Origin of the sequence: Leptospira sp. B5-022, assembly GCF_000347035.1 — a bacterium.
Lineage (GTDB): Bacteria > Spirochaetota > Leptospiria > Leptospirales > Leptospiraceae > Leptospira_B > Leptospira_B cinconiae.
The window spans coordinates 113,295-129,482 of record NZ_ANIJ01000018.1 but is presented as its reverse complement, the minus strand read 5'-3'; the positions used below and the strand labels follow the sequence as shown (position 1 = coordinate 129,482).

The 16,188-nt window shown below is 41.4% G+C and carries 18 protein-coding genes; 10 read left to right on the top strand and 8 right to left on the bottom strand.

Annotated elements, in window-relative coordinates; all coding sequences use genetic code 11:
- Positions 1-24 precede the first annotated feature (24 nt).
- Both LEP1GSC192_RS08570 and LEP1GSC192_RS08565 read right to left on the bottom strand, forming a co-directional pair.
- A complete protein-coding gene (locus LEP1GSC192_RS08570; RefSeq protein ID WP_020769751.1) occupies positions 25-834 on the bottom strand; it encodes a hypothetical protein in 810 nt (269 codons plus the stop codon).
- Positions 821-1,246, bottom strand: a complete 426-nt coding sequence (locus LEP1GSC192_RS08565; protein WP_020769485.1) for an ABA4-like family protein — start codon at positions 1,244-1,246, stop codon at positions 821-823. Before LEP1GSC192_RS08565 ends, LEP1GSC192_RS08570 begins: the two co-directional genes overlap by 14 nt.
- A gap of 121 nt (positions 1,247-1,367) precedes the next feature.
- Here LEP1GSC192_RS08565 and LEP1GSC192_RS08560 point away from each other — a divergent pair, with 121 nt between their 5' ends.
- Positions 1,368-2,018 (top strand): TetR/AcrR family transcriptional regulator, encoded by a 651-nt coding sequence (locus LEP1GSC192_RS08560; RefSeq protein ID WP_020769618.1) that lies wholly within the window; start codon positions 1,368-1,370, stop codon positions 2,016-2,018.
- A 4-nt stretch (positions 2,019-2,022) separates the two neighbouring features.
- Here LEP1GSC192_RS08560 and LEP1GSC192_RS08555 read toward each other — a convergent pair whose 3' ends face one another.
- Positions 2,023-2,838 (bottom strand): PhzF family phenazine biosynthesis protein, encoded by an 816-nt coding sequence (locus LEP1GSC192_RS08555; protein ID WP_020769736.1) that lies wholly within the window; start codon positions 2,836-2,838, stop codon positions 2,023-2,025.
- Positions 2,839-2,994: 156 nt separating this feature from the next.
- Here LEP1GSC192_RS08555 and LEP1GSC192_RS08550 point away from each other — a divergent pair, with 156 nt between their 5' ends.
- A complete protein-coding gene (locus LEP1GSC192_RS08550) occupies positions 2,995-3,642 on the top strand; it encodes an NADPH-dependent F420 reductase (protein ID WP_020769616.1) in 648 nt (215 codons plus the stop codon).
- A gap of 3 nt (positions 3,643-3,645) precedes the next feature.
- Here LEP1GSC192_RS08550 and LEP1GSC192_RS08545 read toward each other — a convergent pair whose 3' ends face one another.
- Genes LEP1GSC192_RS08545 through LEP1GSC192_RS08535 form a run of 3 tightly spaced genes read right to left on the bottom strand, consistent with a single transcriptional unit; the run spans position 3,646 to position 4,929 of the window.
- Positions 3,646-4,035 carry a DUF423 domain-containing protein gene (locus LEP1GSC192_RS08545; RefSeq protein WP_020769720.1) on the bottom strand — a complete coding sequence of 130 codons (390 nt, stop codon included), beginning with the start codon at positions 4,033-4,035 and terminating at the stop codon, positions 3,646-3,648.
- Positions 4,016-4,606: a hypothetical protein gene (locus LEP1GSC192_RS08540; RefSeq protein WP_020769513.1), complete on the bottom strand. Its 591-nt coding sequence runs from the start codon at positions 4,604-4,606 to the stop codon at positions 4,016-4,018. The genes LEP1GSC192_RS08545 and LEP1GSC192_RS08540 overlap by 20 nt, the downstream gene beginning before the upstream one ends.
- Positions 4,603-4,929 carry a TRL-like family protein gene (locus tag LEP1GSC192_RS08535; RefSeq protein ID WP_369750127.1) on the bottom strand — a complete coding sequence of 109 codons (327 nt, stop codon included), beginning with the start codon at positions 4,927-4,929 and terminating at the stop codon, positions 4,603-4,605. The genes LEP1GSC192_RS08540 and LEP1GSC192_RS08535 overlap by 4 nt, the downstream gene beginning before the upstream one ends.
- 145 nt (positions 4,930-5,074) lie before the next feature.
- On the opposite strand from LEP1GSC192_RS08535, the gene rocD reads away from it, so the two are divergent.
- The 4 genes from rocD to LEP1GSC192_RS19435 all read left to right on the top strand — a co-directional run bounded on the left by rocD (position 5,075) and on the right by LEP1GSC192_RS19435 (position 8,785).
- Positions 5,075-6,310 carry an ornithine--oxo-acid transaminase gene (gene rocD, locus LEP1GSC192_RS08530; RefSeq protein WP_020769785.1) on the top strand — a complete coding sequence of 412 codons (1,236 nt, stop codon included), beginning with the start codon at positions 5,075-5,077 and terminating at the stop codon, positions 6,308-6,310.
- Between the two features lie 26 nt (positions 6,311-6,336).
- Positions 6,337-6,666, top strand: coding sequence for a hypothetical protein (locus LEP1GSC192_RS08525; protein ID WP_020769888.1), 330 nt, complete (start codon positions 6,337-6,339; stop codon positions 6,664-6,666).
- Positions 6,667-6,806: 140 nt separating this feature from the next.
- Positions 6,807-8,585 carry a cation:proton antiporter gene (locus LEP1GSC192_RS08520; protein WP_036089469.1) on the top strand — a complete coding sequence of 593 codons (1,779 nt, stop codon included), beginning with the start codon at positions 6,807-6,809 and terminating at the stop codon, positions 8,583-8,585.
- Positions 8,586-8,593: 8 nt separating this feature from the next.
- Complete coding sequence (locus LEP1GSC192_RS19435) at positions 8,594-8,785, top strand: DUF1289 domain-containing protein (RefSeq protein ID WP_081603582.1); 192 nt, start codon at positions 8,594-8,596, stop codon at positions 8,783-8,785.
- Here the strand turns inward: LEP1GSC192_RS19435 and LEP1GSC192_RS08515 are convergent.
- Entirely contained in the window at positions 8,772-9,911 is a 1,140-nt protein-coding gene (locus LEP1GSC192_RS08515) for a glycosyltransferase family 1 protein (RefSeq protein ID WP_036089467.1), read from the bottom strand. The genes LEP1GSC192_RS19435 and LEP1GSC192_RS08515 overlap by 14 nt on opposite strands.
- 142 nt (positions 9,912-10,053) lie before the next feature.
- Between LEP1GSC192_RS08515 and folE the strand changes: the two genes are divergently transcribed.
- Positions 10,054-10,605 carry a GTP cyclohydrolase I FolE gene (gene folE, locus LEP1GSC192_RS08510; RefSeq protein ID WP_020769478.1) on the top strand — a complete coding sequence of 184 codons (552 nt, stop codon included), beginning with the start codon at positions 10,054-10,056 and terminating at the stop codon, positions 10,603-10,605.
- Here the strand turns inward: folE and LEP1GSC192_RS08505 are convergent.
- On the bottom strand, positions 10,562-11,305 hold the full coding sequence (locus LEP1GSC192_RS08505; protein WP_020769584.1) for a lysophospholipid acyltransferase family protein: 744 nt from the start codon (positions 11,303-11,305) through the stop codon (positions 10,562-10,564). The two genes, folE and LEP1GSC192_RS08505, sit on opposite strands and share 44 nt — an antisense overlap.
- A gap of 321 nt (positions 11,306-11,626) precedes the next feature.
- Here LEP1GSC192_RS08505 and acs point away from each other — a divergent pair, with 321 nt between their 5' ends.
- The 3 genes from acs to LEP1GSC192_RS08490 all read left to right on the top strand — a co-directional run bounded on the left by acs (position 11,627) and on the right by LEP1GSC192_RS08490 (position 16,135).
- Positions 11,627-13,594 (top strand): acetate--CoA ligase, encoded by a 1,968-nt coding sequence (acs, locus tag LEP1GSC192_RS08500; protein ID WP_036089601.1) that lies wholly within the window; start codon positions 11,627-11,629, stop codon positions 13,592-13,594.
- Positions 13,591-14,388, top strand: a complete 798-nt coding sequence (locus LEP1GSC192_RS08495) for a cobalamin-binding protein (RefSeq protein WP_020769585.1) — start codon at positions 13,591-13,593, stop codon at positions 14,386-14,388. The genes acs and LEP1GSC192_RS08495 overlap by 4 nt, the downstream gene beginning before the upstream one ends.
- A 157-nt stretch (positions 14,389-14,545) precedes the next feature.
- Positions 14,546-16,135: a methyl-accepting chemotaxis protein gene (locus LEP1GSC192_RS08490; protein WP_020769705.1), complete on the top strand. Its 1,590-nt coding sequence runs from the start codon at positions 14,546-14,548 to the stop codon at positions 16,133-16,135.
- Positions 16,136-16,188 lie beyond the last annotated feature (53 nt).

The window sequence follows — 16,188 nt, the reverse complement described above, 5'->3', positions numbered from 1 at the left end:
TGACAGGTTCGGATCCGGAATCTCTTAGATCAATGGACGACCGAGCATTGCATTTACAAAAACTGCCCCAACCAAGATCGCATAACCTATTGAAACAATTTTAACACTTAAAACATTCCAACTTTGTTTGATCGTTAAAAACGCAAACAGAGGAAGAATTTGTAAGGCATGTATCCCGACAAAATGAGCGATACGGATATCTCCTCCGTTCGTACTCCAATTCACGATAGGCAGTCCTGGACCTCCGTCAGGGACGCCGACAGCATGAGCTAATCTCGCAGACATAAAAACTCCGACCACGGAAGCGATTGCAAAGATCCAAAGAGAGAATCGAACGGCAGTTAATATACGAGGATCCAATTTGGAACCAAGAAGTCTGAACTTCTTATCCATCCAGATCGAAACAGGTATCATAGGGAAGATAAACATTCCCATGATACTGTAGATCGCTCCATCAAGTGCAGAAGATTGGTTGAAGTGTGATTGCACTCCTCTTGCTGATTGTAAAGTGATGAGCACCAACTCCACTATGGTAGAGATCACAAAATATTTTTCTGCTCTATCTCTGAATTTCGGAAAATCTCCCAACAATTCCAAAAACCAAGCCATGGTCCATAGAAAGATCCCGATAGAAACAGCAAATTTTAATGGTTTGATCCAAGTATTCGCCCCCACAACCATCCTTGGATCGATTTGGGAAAGAAGAATGTAGACCGGTATTAAAAGGAAAGATACTAGCCCAGTATAAAAACTTAAGCCTCTGTTCTTTCTTAAAGTATAGAAAAACCCTTCCGAATGAAAATTAGCCGGATTTAATACGTTAGATGCTTGCATGACTTCCTCCTTTTTTCCAACGAACGATTTGAAATAATAAGTAGCCGACCGGCCCGATCATCAGCGTGAAGAATAAACAAGGTATCAAGATCCACCTGGATATTCCCAATGTTTCCGCTTCTTTTGTTTCCCAGATCCCTATGAATAAATCGAAGGCAAGATAATGCACCCAACCTGCAAGCAAGACCCAAGGGTCGGAAAATAGTTTGGTCACACCTTCCAAGGATCCGAAATCGAAACCTCCCTTTGTGTTCAATGCTAATATCAACAAGTACAATACGGAAAGTACCAAGGGCCAAACCCCGTTTCTTACCAATAGTTTGGTGATCCTCGCATTTGGAAGACCGGCGAGCAATAACCAGCCGACAATCGTAAAATTGCTGGCTAACTTGAATGTTAGTTCTGGAGTCATAAAACCTCGTCCTTTCCCGTTCTACTCCGGGATTTACTTGAAAAATATTGGACTCAGTCCAACAATGTTACTATTGGTAACACCAAATGTTACCAACGTCAACATTTTTTAGGAAATTTTTATGCCTGCAAAGAAAAAAATGAAAAAACCGGAAGGTTCCTATCACCATGGGAATTTAGCGGAGACCCTAAAAACACTGGCGTTAAAACGTTTAGAGAGCAGCAAAGATTCCGCTTTTACCATTAGAGAGATCGCAAGAGAAGCTGGAGTCAGTCATGCGGCCGCTTATAGACATTTTCCTTCTCATAGGGACCTTCTCGCTCAAATTTCCAAAGACGGATTTATAAAAATAACGGAAGAATTTACGAAAGCGGAGAAGGCCTCTTCTCCTTCCGATCCGTTCGATCGATTGAAAAGACTAGGCCTCGCTTATATTTCTTTTTGTTTGGAGAATGTAGGCTACTACAGGGCCATGTGGCATATTGATCTGGGGCCTGTGGGCGACCTGGAAGATCTTATGGAAGCAGGTAAAAATTCCTTTTTAAAACTTTGGGAAACGATCCTGATCTGTGAATCCCAAAAGATCAATAAGTTCCAAGCAAGAGAAATGGCAACTGCTGCCTGGTCTTTGGTTCATGGGTATTCAGTTCTTCTAAACGAATGCCAACTGAATAACCCTTTATTGCAGATAGATAAGAATAACGCTCTACAAGAAGCGGAGAAGATATTACAAATTTTAGATTCAGGCCTGAAGAATAAATCCTATAAGTAAAATTTTACTCCAGATAAAATAAGCCTTTCAGATATAGTTTGCAGTTCCCTCCGATACGAACTCTTTCTCCTCGATTCTCGCAAACCAAATTACCTCCTCTCGCCGAGGCTTGGTATGCATTCAGTTCTTTCTTCTTAAATCTTTCAGACCAAAAGGGGATCAATGTACAATGAGAAGAACCGGTCACTGGATCTTCCGGAACTCCTTTAGCAGGAGCAAAAAATCTGGAAACAAAATCGTAGGACTTCCCACTATCGGCGGGAGCCGTTACAATCGCAGCAAAGAATGGAAGTTTTGTCAAAGCATCATGGTTTGCGAGCAAATTGCGGACCTCTGATTCTTTTTCAAAAACGAATAGGATATCTCGGGCTTTTAAAATTTCTTTAGCCTTTATATTAAAACAAGATATTAGATCTTCCGGAGAATATTCGGTTTCGACGGGCGGCCTTGCAGGAAAATCCAAATAGTATTTTCCATTCTCCCGAAACACTTCCAAGATCCCACTCTTAGTATGAAATTTTAAAGAGGAAACATCCGATCCATTCTCCAATACTTCATGAATTGCAAATGCAGTCGCCAAAGTCGCATGACCGCATAGGTCGACTTCGACATTTGGAGTAAACCATCTTAGATCATACTCCCCTTTTTCCTTTCTAGGACGGAAGAATGCGGTTTCCGATACATTATTCTCCATTGCTAACTCGATGAGTTTGGAGTCGGGCAACCATTCTCCTTGCCAAGGAACCACCGCTGCAGGATTTCCTTTAAATAAGGAATCTGTAAATGCATCTATTTGGAAAATCGTATATTCGGTTTTCATGTTTATAAATATCATTCCCTATTTTTAAAAAGGAATACAGTGACAGTTTTATTTCTTTTTTCCAATACAGAAAGAACAATACATTGGATCTTTTGTCTAAGATCAGTTAAACTGATCCGGTTTAACGATTTTGAGGTCGTACTTTCGGAGAAATAAATGAAAATCGGAGTTTTAGGCACCGGGATGGTAGGAGAGACCATCGGAAGTAAACTAATCGAAAAAGGGCACGAGGTAAAAATGGGATCTCGTTCCGCCACAAATGAAAAAGCGGCCCAATGGGTTTCCAAATCCGGAAGCAAGGCTTCTCAAGGAACCTTTAAGGATGCAGCATCTTTCGGTGATATTCTATTCAATTGTACAAAAGGTGAAATCAGTGTAGAAGTTTTAAGATCCGTCGGAGAAGAAACCCTTAAAGGAAAAATTTTAGTGGATCTTGCTAACGCACTCGATTTTTCCAAAGGAAAACCGCCAGGTTTAATTTTTGGAACGAATGATTCGTTAGGAGAGACCATCCAAAAATCTTTTCCGGACCTGAAAGTGATCAAAACATTAAACACGATGAATTGTACCATTATGGTTAATGCTTCGGGAGTTCCGGGAGAACATGATGTGTTCGTTTGTGGAAACGACTCGGAAGCAAAGAAAGAAGTCTCGGATCTTTTAGCGAACGATTTTGGCTGGAAGAATATTATCGATCTCGGAGATATTACAGGGGCAAGAGCAACCGAAATGCTATTGCCCATCTGGTTGAGATTGTACGGAACTTTCGGTAATACGAATTTTAATTTCCATATTACCAGATAGAACTTATTCTTTCTCTGAAAAAGCGGAATAAGCGATGGATACCCAGCCGCTTAAAAATGCTAATCCACCGAAGGGTGTAATCGCACCTAAAACTCTGATCCCAGTTAAGGAAAGTGCATATAAGGAACCGGAGAAGACCAAGATCCCGCTGAAGATGAGCCAAAATCCGATCCTTCTGAACTTGGATTCCGAAAGTTTTCCGCTCAGTGCTAATACGAGTAAAACTACCGCATGGATGAGATGATATCTTGCTCCAGTTTCGTAAATGGTAAGCAAGTCCGGAGCTAATACTGATTTTAATCCATGGGCCCCGAATGCTCCAATTGCCACTGCTAAAAAACCTAATATCGAAGATAAGAATAATGGAATAGAATTAGAATTTTTGGATGCCATAACTTTGAAACCTCAGACATTTTCTTCTGAATAATCCGAAAATATAGGCGGTGTACTCTACGTCCAGCCTACTATCGAATAAGGCTTCAATAGAATTCAACTTCATCTGCTCACCCAATTCTTCGTAAAAACTTTTGTTCCCGAAAGTAAAGTGGATCGGAATGAATGCATCGTTAGATCCTCGTTTAATGGGAAGAAACAAACGTACCCCGAATTGGCATCCCTTACTTTCTCCTACGAATCTTACGATCCTATGTTCCGACCAATCCCAACCATCTAACGATGCATGGAACATATCCTTATGAGGAAGAGAAGTAGTAGCTCGGATATAACCGTCAAAACCACCTGTTCGCAACTTAGTGGAGGATTCTCCATAATGGATGGAAGGGTCCCTGAAATTTGCACCGTTCAGATGAACATCGTTGTCTGGAGGAATACCGATCCCGGTAGGATAAGGTTCCGGATTCCTGCGGACCAAGGCCCTGTTTGCCCCTCCCATTTGAATACAACCAACCAACTCTGCGAAGATCAGAATTAGAAAAAAGATCCGTTTGTAAGGAATGAGTTTCATTCTTTTTTCAAAAGTCTTTGAGGCAGTTTCACTCCGATCCCGGTCACCCTGGTACATTTTTCAAAATAAAGAGCGAATATAAAAGATTTATAACTATAATCCGTTTGAACGTCAAAAAGAAGATCCGCCTTGTCCTTGATCGCATTTTGGACTGCGGTTTCATAACTCTCATCCCCTGTGTAAACCATCCAAAGCCAGCTAGTTCCGCAGGACAGGCCTTCCAATTTTCCTACAGGTTCCATTCCTCTTACGTCCGAATAACTTTGAGAATAATACCAGCCTGGAGATTTGATATTCGTATAAAGGCAGTTCGTAAGGAACATAATCGCAAAAACAATGGGGACAGAAGCGGATATTTTTCGAAAAGAGAATTGCATGTAATAAATTTCAACAAGTTGAAACATAAAAGTCAAGGTAAAATACCGAAATCTCCTTGTGTGACTCTTGAACCGGTTAGAATCGAGTACGATGCATACGCAAACATCCCAATTTTACTTCGATACCGAGAAAGAGTACGGAGCATTTAATTACGAACCTCTTCCCGTTGTGTTGGAGAGAGGGAAAGGTATCTTTCTTTGGGATACGGATGGAAAAAAATATTTCGATTTTTTATCCGCATACAGCGCTGTGAACCAAGGTCATTGCCATCCTAAAATTATAGAAACCTTAAAGACCCAATCCGAAAAACTAACTCTCACCTCCAGAGCATTCTATAATGACCAACTCGGTCCTATGGAAAAATTTTTATGTGACACATTCGGATTCGATAGAATGGTCCCTATGAACACAGGTGTAGAAGCAGCCGAAACTTCAGTCAAGCTTGCAAGAAGATGGGGATACCAAGTCAAAAAAATTCCAACGGACAAAGCGAAGATCGTTTTTGCTTCCGGAAACTTTTGGGGAAGAAGTATCGGTGCGATTTCCGCTTCTACTGATCCTACTAGCAGAGGAGACTTTGGGCCTTTTGTTCCGGGATTTTCCATTATTCCATTCGACGATACGGAAACTTTAAAAAAAGAATTAGAAGATCCTAATGTAGCTGCATTTATGGTAGAGCCCATCCAAGGAGAAGCAGGAGTAATCGTTCCGAAAGAAGGTTATCTCAAAGAAGTCCGCAAACTTTGTTCAGAGTATAATGTGCTCTTGATCCTAGACGAGGTACAAACCGGACTTGGCAGAACGGGAAAACTTTTAGCAGCGGATCATGAGAATGTAAAACCGGATCTACTCGTATTAGGCAAAGCATTATCCGGCGGAACGCTTCCCGTTTCCGCTGTTTTAGGTTCCGACGAGATCATTCTTACATTAAAACCCGGAACCCACGGTTCCACATTCGGAGGGAATCCGTTAGCCGCAGCAGTTGCCAAAACCGCCGTGCAAGTATTATTAGAGGAAAATCTCTCGGAGAACTCGGAGATGAGAGGGATAGAATTCCGTTCTTCTCTGGAAAGCCTGAAGAGCGAATATACCGGTAAAATAAAAGAGATCCGAGGAAAAGGATTGTTAAACGCAGTGGAATTTTTCCCGGATGAAACTGGCCCGAGAGCGAAAAAGATCTGTTACAAACTTTTAGAGTTCGGAATTCTCGCGAAACAAACTCATGATCATACGATCCGTTTTGCTCCTCCTCTTTGTATTTCCAAATCCGAATTGGAAGAAGCGACTTCTCTCATTCTGCAAACGATCCGTAAAACCCTTGACTAATCCTTCGAATTCGTTTTTTTAAAAGAATGTCGGCCGAAGATAAAAAATACATCCGGGTCTGGAAAAAACTGAGCGTAAGCGAAGTTTCTTCTCAGTTAATGATCATCGATGATCTGTACGGGACTTGCGGAAAGTGTAAACATCTGGGTTTAAATTATACTAAGGATAAGTCTTGTCCTGAATGTGGCACCAAATTCAAATATCTGGCCACCAACTTAAAATCCCCCGCCGATATCGCCAAAGTTTTGGCTCGAATAGAAAAAGAAAATTTGGATTTCGTGTTGATCGATAGGGACGATTATACCTTGTCCAAAGCAAAAGACGCAGTGAAGGACTTATTTAAGTCCAACGACTGAAATTTTCCGAGAAGCCTGTCTCCCTCATTATTTGGATGTAAAAATCCGTGCCAAAAGAGAATGGACTATATTCATTTAATAATTTCTTTTTGTAATATCCTTTCCCCAAAAATCATCTAAGGAGAATCCGGACCGGCAAGATGGAACATCATTCGCTTACTTTATTAGTTGATATTGCTCTTAGTATCATTTTCGCGACCATGTTCGCAATTATAGCGAAAGCATTCAAACAACCTCTGGTTTTAGGTTACGTGGTCGCCGGGTTAGTCATCGGCCCATTGTTCGGACCTTATGTTGGTGGAAAGCTGACCATAGGTTACGTTAAAAGTGAAGAAAGTATAGAACTGATCTCCGAGATCGGTTTGATCCTTTTGTTATTCATCATCGGTTTAGAGATCGATCTGAAAGAATTAGCAAGAATGGGAAAATCCATGTTCGCATTGGGGGTCCTACAATTCTTCTTAGGAGTTGCGGCCGCTTGGTTTGTATTCCGCTCCTTCTTCCCGCCTGCTCCCGGAAATTTTGATCTTCTCTACTTTGCAATCGCACTCTCTCTCAGTTCCACAATGATCGTGGTCAAGTTGCTTCACGATAAGTTTGAGATCAGCACGGTAGCAGGGCGACTTACGATAGGGGTTTTGGTCTTACAGGATATCTGGGCTATTCTTTTTATGGGAATACAGCCCGATTTACAGGATCCGCAGATACTCAATGTGCTTACATCGTTGGTAAAAGGTATAGCTCTTGTAGCGTTCTCCTTTTTAATCAGCCGTTTTATTCTATCCAAACTTTTCTTGTTTGCTGCATCCAAGCCTGAATTGGTTTTGATCACTTCTATCGCCTGGTGTTTCTTCTTATGCGGTGTTGCGGAAAAGTTAGAACTTTCCAAAGAGATGGGAGCATTGATCGCAGGCGTGAGTATAGCCGCCTTCCCTTATGGCGCGGATGTGATCAGTAAACTTTCCGGGATCCGAGACTTCTTCATTACATTATTTTTCGTGGCTCTCGGGATGAAAATCCAAGCTCCAAGTGCAAGCGACTTAGGTCTTGCATTCTTAGCGGTTGGGTTCGTTTTAGTGAGCCGGGTTTTGATTATTGCGCCTACCGTATTCCTCTCCGGAAAAGGTTTAAGAGCCGGAATTGTTGCGGGTCTGAACTTAGCACAAATTTCGGAATTCTCTTTGGTGATCTTGGCGCTCGGAGTGCAAAAAGAACATATCGGAAAAGATCTACAAGCGATTGTTCTGACTTCTATGATCATCGCTTCCATCATCTCCACTTATGTGATCCTATTTAACGATAAGATCGCAAGAGGAATCATCTCCTTCTTATCCATCTTTGGGGTAAAGGAAAACAAAGAACCATTAGAATCCCAAGTCACCGGAGAGACCAAAAGGGATATCGTAGTCTTAGGATATTTCAGAATAGCCCAAGGTTTGATCGACGGGATAGAAGAAGATAAACCTTCTTGGTTAAAAAGAATATTGGTTGTGGATTTTAATCCGATCTATAGACAAACTTTGGAATCCAAAGGTATCCGCTGGGCGTACGGAGATCTAGCGAACCCTGAAAGCCTTCATCATTTAGGAATAGAAGAGGCAAGATATATTGTCTGTACGGTTTCCGATATGATCCTAAAAGGAACTACCAACCGCAGGCTGCTTGAGTCCTTGAAAAGTATCTGTCGACATCACCAGCCTAAGATCATTCTAACTACGGATGACCCGAAAGAAGCGGAAGTTCTCAGAAATAACGGAGCGGCCCACGTGATCGTTCCGGGAAAAATTTCAGGACTTTCCCTATTTACCGAATTGTCCGGAATGGTAGACGTAAATGGAAGCGTCTCAATTGCAAAATCCGCAAAAGCGAAACCTAAAAAAACAACGTCCAATAAGAAGAAGGTCCAAAAGGCCAAGTAGTTCTTAGGATGATTGTTCGTTCTCCTTGTATAAAAATATGCAATATGGATCATGAAACCGGTCTCTGCGAAGGTTGTTATCGGACCTTAGAAGAGATCGGAAGATGGACTATGTATTCGGAAGACGAAAGAAAATCGATCCGACTCGAAATAGAAGAAAGAAAAATTTCCCTCGGAAAATCTCGTTTTAAAAATCCTTAGATCCGCTATTCATCAGTCGCAAATATTCTTCTACAATATCGGTTGCGGATTTTTTCCAATCAAATCGTTTAGAATTTTTTAATCCTGCTTTGGTCTTGGAATTCAGAAGTTTAGGGGAATCCAATAACTGAACCAAACCTATTTCGAAAGAAGCGGAATCTTTGGGATCAAAGAAGAATGCAGTATCTTCTAATATTTCAGGAAGAACGCTCGAGTTAGAAGAATAAACAGGACAACCGCAAGACTGAGCTTCAATAGGCGGAAAACCGAATCCTTCGTATAAAGATGGGTAAACAAGTAACTTGGCTGCAGAATATAGAGCGGCCAGTTCCTGTTCGGACAAATACGGAACTAATTTAATTCTATCTTCCCACCCTTTTGCTTCTTCCGCCAAATATTCCGGAAGTTTTCCGCCTGAACCCGCGATCACCCAATCTATTTTGAACTTTTTTTCGGACCAAAGTTTTTTGAGAGAACGAAGTACAAATCCTAAATTTTTATGCTCCTTTCCGATCCCAACACTGAGTAAGTATCCGGGTTTTAGTCCATATCGTTTTAGGAACTTCTTCTTTTCCGGATCACTTTTAGGAGAAAAAATTTTAGAGTCCAAACCGTTATAAATGGTGCGAATCTGAAACGGAGAAAAAGAAAAAACTTCGATAATATCCTTTGCGGTAAAATCGGAAACAGTGATAATCCTTTTAGCCTTCTTCCGAATGAGCAAAAATACAAGTTTCAAATAGACTTGTTTCAAAAAGGAAGAATGAAACTGTTTCATTCTAAACGGAATAATATCGTGGATAGTTACCACACAACGATCTATGAATTTTAAGGGAGCGTTAAAATGGGGAATATCCAATAGATCGAATTCTTTCATCTCAGGGAACCCGAACCATTCTTTGATAGAATAGATCCCTGCATTATATTCTAAGATCTCGTAAGTAGATAAAACCTTAGGGGATAGGTTCTTTTTTATAAGATCGGGATTTCCCAAAAGAACAATATCGATCCCTTTTTTAGCTGCGGTATCTCCAAGCCAATGTAAAAGTCCTTTGATCCTGGAACCGATCCCTGAATGGGCAATCATCCTTGCATCGAATCCGATTTTGATCCTACTGAGCTTCATGGAAAATTTAAACCATCGTATAGGATGAAGTCGGAATGGCAAGCCAATCGCTTTTCCCCTTGAAAAGAGAAGGAAACTGCCGAGACTTGTCCAGACGAGTCTAACTACATACATTTTTCAAAGCGAAGAACGGAGAGACACCTTGGAAAACGAAGTAACGAGTATATTAAAAGCTATCGGAGAAGATCCGAGTCGAGAAGGACTTTTAAACACTCCTAAAAGAGTCCGAAAAGCTTACGAATTCCTGACATCCGGTTATAAGGCGGACATTGATACGATTGTAAACGGAGCTATTTTCGAAGAAGACAGCCAAGGTATGGTTCTTGTCCGGGACATCGAAATGTATTCTCTTTGCGAGCATCATCTTCTTCCTTTTTTTGGAAAGGCTCACGTAGGTTATATTCCGAATAAAAAGATCATCGGGATTTCCAAGATCCCACGTATTGTGGACGTATTTGCGAGAAGGTTACAGGTTCAGGAAAGAATGACCGAACAAATTGCATACGCCCTCATGGAAGTCCTCGATCCTTTGGGCGTTGCCGTAGTCATCAAGGCAAAACATCTTTGTATGATGATGAGAGGAGTGGAAAAACAAAACTCCGAACTTTTCACTTCTTGTATGCTCGGAGAATTTAAAACGAATATGGTAACTAGGAGCGAGTTTCTAGATCTAATTCGGACAGGTTCGACCTAAGAGAGGTTTTACCTCTAAGTTCTTCCGCCTTTTGTTCTGCTCGAAGTTTATTTTCGAGCATTGCTTTCTCTACTCTCAGTCTTTCTCTTTCGAAGCCGGCCTCATCCAGATCTCTAGGGATCATGATGGGCTCCCCGTAAGAGATTACAAAGGTTGTGAAAGGTTTCGGGATCCTATGTTTATCCCAAGACTTTTCTGCAATCCATTGTTTTGTACATTCATAATGAAAAGGTAAGATCGGTACCTGAGAGACCTGAGCGGCGGCGATGACCCCCGGCTGAACGATCCAAGCGGGACCTCTCGGTCCGTCCGGAGTAAACGCTGCAGGAAGATTTTTTCTGAGATGAACGATCATTGCCTTAAGAGCTTTCGAACCACCTTTGGAGGAACTCCCACGAATACTTCCGTTACCGAATTTATGCACCACTCCGGTAATAAAATCGCCGTCTTTAGACTCAGAGATTAAAACGGCTAACTTGCGATTCTTATTCAAGTACGGTGAATAAAGAACGTTCGTATGCCAAACGGAAAGGATAAACGGCTTCTTCAAAGGATATAGAGAATTAAAATGCTCCTTTCCCAATTCCACCTTTCTTGAGGTGAGTCCGATGATCCTTTGTAAAAAAACTACTAGAGTAGGTACTAACCATACGAGAAACCTACGCTTCCAACTTTCCCGGGTATCCGATTTTTCTGACATTGAGGCGAGCCTGCTAAAATACGGTCGGGGGGCATTCTTTTTTTCATAACAATCATAATTTTATGTGAAAAACCTAAGCAAGAACTGTAAGATAAAATTTGAAAATTCAAAACAAATGTTCAACTTTTTTGCAACCAATCGAGCGCCCCATAGGAAGCGAGATTGTCTGAGATAGCCAGAGGCGTAATCGAAGACACCCCAAGTGAATCTCGAGCGCCCCATAGAAAACTCGGTTTTCGCAATGTTTCCATGGTCGGTTCGAGAATGAGTGGACAATACGGAAATAAAAAAGTTTGGTATTCGATTGCGAAGGAAGAAGCCATGTCGAAAGAAAGAATCGTCCAGCCGTTCGTTCATTTTAAAAAAACGGCGAATATCAACCTCAAGGATTATAAGGCATTATACAAAGAATCCATCGAAAATCCTAAAAAGTTTTGGGCAAGAGAAGCTTCCACCCGGTTGACCTGGTTTAAAAAATGGAACAAAGTTTTAGATCACGATTTTAAGAATGCAAAAGTAAAATGGTTCGAAGGAGGCAAGATCAATGTCTCTTACAATTGTTTGGACCGTCATCTGGATTCACCCTTAAAAAATAAGGCAGCAATCATTTGGGAAGGAGACAATCCCCACGAGTCCAAAACGTATACGTATTTTGATTTGTATCGGGAAGTGAACAAACTTGCAAATGTTCTAAAAAGTTCCGGGATCAGAAAAGGTGACGTGGTCATGGTATACCTGCCCATGATTCCCGAGCTCGCCATTACAATTCTTGCATGTACTCGTATCGGTGCGATCCATTCGGTAGTATTCGGAGGTTTTTCCCCGGAAGCCTTGCAAAGCCGGATAGAAGATTGTAAACCGAGATTGATCGTAACTTCCGATGGAGGTTATAGGGGTGGCAAAATTCTGGATCTAAAAAAGGCGGTCGACACCGCTTTGGATCAATCTTCTGAAAAAGTAAATAATGTGATCGTAGTGAGAAGGACAGGTCAAGAAACGGAACTGAATTGGAAAGAAGGAAGGGATCATTGGTGGCATTATCTGATGAACGATCCCGAACTTCCTGCATATTGTAAACCGGAACAAATGGACTCGGAAGATCCTTTGTTCATTCTATACACTTCCGGTTCTACCGGAAAACCGAAAGGAGTTCTTCATACGACAGGAGGATATCTTCTCGGGGTCAATATGACCTTTCATTATATCTTCGATATCAAACCTACGGATACATATTGGTGTACTGCCGATATCGGTTGGGTGACAGGTCATAGTTATTTGGTATACGGTCCTCTCTCTAATGGAGCTACTTCCGTTATGTTTGAAGGAGTTCCTACCTATCCTGATGTAGGAAGATTTTGGGATGTGATCGATAAACACGGTGTTACAATATTCTACACTGCTCCTACTGCTATTCGTTCTTTAATGAGAGAAGGAACAGATCCTATCGAAAAAAGAAACTTAAACACTCTTAGATTGATCGGATCGGTAGGAGAACCTATTAATCCGGAAGCTTGGGAATGGTATTTTAAATATGTAGGAAAGTCCAAATGTCCTATCGTAGACACTTGGTGGCAGACGGAGACCGGTGCGATTATGATCTCTCCGCTACCTGGGGCAATCGCACAAAAACCCGGATCTGCAACTCTTCCATTCTTCGGAGTGCAGCCTGTTCTGTTAGATGATGAAGGAAAAGAGATCAATTCTAAGGGAGAAGTCTCAGGCAATCTGGCCATCAAATCTCCCTGGCCTTCTATGATGAGAGGAGTGTATAAAGACTCGAAAAGATTTTTCGATACCTACTTCTCCATTTATAAAGGGTATTATTTTACGGGAGATGGAGCAAGAAGAGATAAGGATGGATATTATTGGATCACAGGTCGTGTAGACGATGTGATTAACGTTTCCGGTCATAGAATCGGTTCTGCAGAAGTGGAAAGCGCTCTTGTGGAAAATCTTTCCGTTGCAGAAGCTGCAGTTGTTGGATTTCCACATGACATCAAAGGCCAGGGAATTTATGCCTATGTCACAGTGAAGGAAGGAGTAGCAACAAACGATTCTCTAAAAAAAGATCTGATAACCACTGTCGAAAAAATGATCGGAAAGATCGCAAGACCGGATGTCATCCACTGGGCGCCTGGACTTCCTAAAACCAGATCCGGAAAAATTATGAGAAGGATCCTTCGTAAGATCGCTTCGGGTGAATTCGAAGGGTTAGGAGATATCTCCACATTAGCGGATCCAAGTGTAGTCGAAAAATTAATAGAAGATAAGAAGAAGTATCACAGTTGAGTAGAATTGGTCCGCAAAGAATCGTATGTTTAACTGAAGAAACTACGGAACTTCTCTATTTATTAGGAGAAGAAGATAGAATCGTAGGGATCTCGGCATATACGGAGAGACCTTCACGAGCAAAAGAGGAAAAACCCAGGGTTTCCGCTTTCATTAACGGAAACATCAAGAAGATCAAAGATCTAGGTCCTGATCTGATCATCGGTTTCTCGGATATTCAGGCTCAACTTTCTCATGATCTGGTAAAAGAAGGTCTGAATGTATTGATCACCAACCAAAGAAGTTTGGACGAAATTTTTCAGACCATATTAATGGTGGGATCGCTGATAGGAAAGTCGGAACAGGTTTCCAAACTCGTGAAATCTTATGAGAAAAAATTAAAGGAGATCAAAGAACGTTCTTCTTCTAAACCTAAACTCAAGGTTTTTTTCCAAGAATGGGATCATCCGATCATAACAGGGATCCGATGGGTTTCCGAGCTATTAGAGATCGTTGGAGCAGTTGATTGTTTCGGACATTTAAAAGAAAAATCTTTAGCCAAAGACAGGATCGTTAGCCTTCATGAAGTGGCGGACACAAAACCGGACCTGATCATCGGAAGCTGGTGCGGAAAACCAATGGATTTTGAATGGGTTCGAACCAGAGAAGAATGGAAAGACATTCCGGCGATCAAAAACGATAAAATTTTCGAGATGGACCCTGCGATTATTTTACAGCCGGGACCTGCCTTATTCGAAGCCGGTATCTTGGAAATGGATCGTATCCTGGATGAAGTAAGATCTTCCCTTTCTTAAGATATGTAACGTATATTCAGCGGGCATTCTTACGAATAAACGGACCCCCAACGTTAGTCTGATTAGGTAAATTCCGTCTATTCTAAAAGATCTTTCGGGGCCCTTCATATTCAGACATGAACATCTGCCTCCGATAATGCTCTTAGTCGAGGTAAGAATGGAAATTTCCTATATAAAAGCGGAGTCCACGATCCTGCAAATCTGGAAGAACGGGGCTATCGTAATCAACCGGATACGGCTCGGGCTAGTCTTACTTTTTATCGTTTCTTTGGCGGGAGCCTATAAGAGTTTTCAACCCTTACAATTTATGGTTCACGCAGGCGGTACGGCTTTTATGGGTCTATACTGCATTTTCAATTTTGTGGCAAATCGCAAAAAGAATATGTCCATTGGATTTCATAAACTTTTCGTATTATTCGATGTGAATGTCCTAAGTGCGACCTTGATCTTGGACACTTTCGTTTCTCCGGATGTAGCGGCTGGAACTTTGAAGAACGTCGTATTATTCTTCATTTATTTTTATATAATGATCTACTCCTGCCTATTGGGAGAAAGGATTTTTGTTTTGGTAGTTGGGGCATTCTCCACCGCGGGTGCGATAGTCGCTCTTGTATGCGCTCTTAAAAATGGTGCAGGTTTCGTAATGGATCCGGAAGAAGCGAAACTTCCTTATAATATAAGCGCTTCCACCGAAATCATCAAAATTGCATTTATATTCGTTGCGAGCGTAATACTAGCTCAATTGATGAGATTATTTCTAAGACTGACGGAGGAAGGAAACCGTCTCTATTCCGACTCCAAAGATCTCCTCGAAAAACTAAGCGAGAATCAATCGATCATCAAAGATTCTGCGATCAGTTTGGAAGATTCTATCGTAAAATTTGCACAATTTATCAATCGTATGGGAGAAAAAATGGAATCCCAAGCAGCAGCCTTGGAAGAGGTAAATGCGGTATTAGAAGAACTCTCAGCCGCGTCTACAAATACTTCTAGATCCATTGAATCACAAAACACAAGTTTGAACGAGCTTGTGGACGATTCCAAAAAGTTAGGAGATATAGTTTCTAATATAACAGGCTATAGCGAAGCACTTTCCTCATTCGCAAATGATAATAAAGCGGATATGGAGAATGTGACCATCGCTGCCGAAAAGACCAAATCATATCTGGCAGACATTGCCGGTTCCTTTGACAAAGTGGATCAGATTAACCAGATCATGGGAGAGATAGCGGATAAAACGAACCTTCTCGCATTAAACGCGTCTATCGAAGCAGCAAGAGCGGGAGAAGCAGGAAGAGGATTTGCGGTAGTCGCAAACGAAGTTAGTAAACTCGCAGACTTTACCTCGGAAAACGCGAAGTCCATCTCTACGATCGTAAGACAGTCCCAAAGTTTTATCCAAGAAGCAAAAAGTGCTTCGGCGGAAACGGGAGATCTAACCGAAAAACAAAAATTCAAGATCCTGGAAACTTCGGATAGGATCGTTCAGATGAACAAACTTTACTTAGAGCAGACAAATATTATTCGTAAATTCTTAAGTGAATTGGAAAGTATCAAATCTGTTTCCAGTGAGATCTATGAGTCTGAAAAGGAACAATCCTTGGGCCAAAAAGAAATGATCCGAACCATGTCCCAATTAGAAAAAGATATTAATGAGATCAACGAAGATTCAGCCAACTTAAATTCGGAGATTGATCGGATCAAAACAAAGGCTTCCGAGTTAAAAATATTGAGCGGTAATTCCTAAGACCTTTTCATTTCCTTCTTCTTTACAATCGGACCCATATTTCGATATATGGA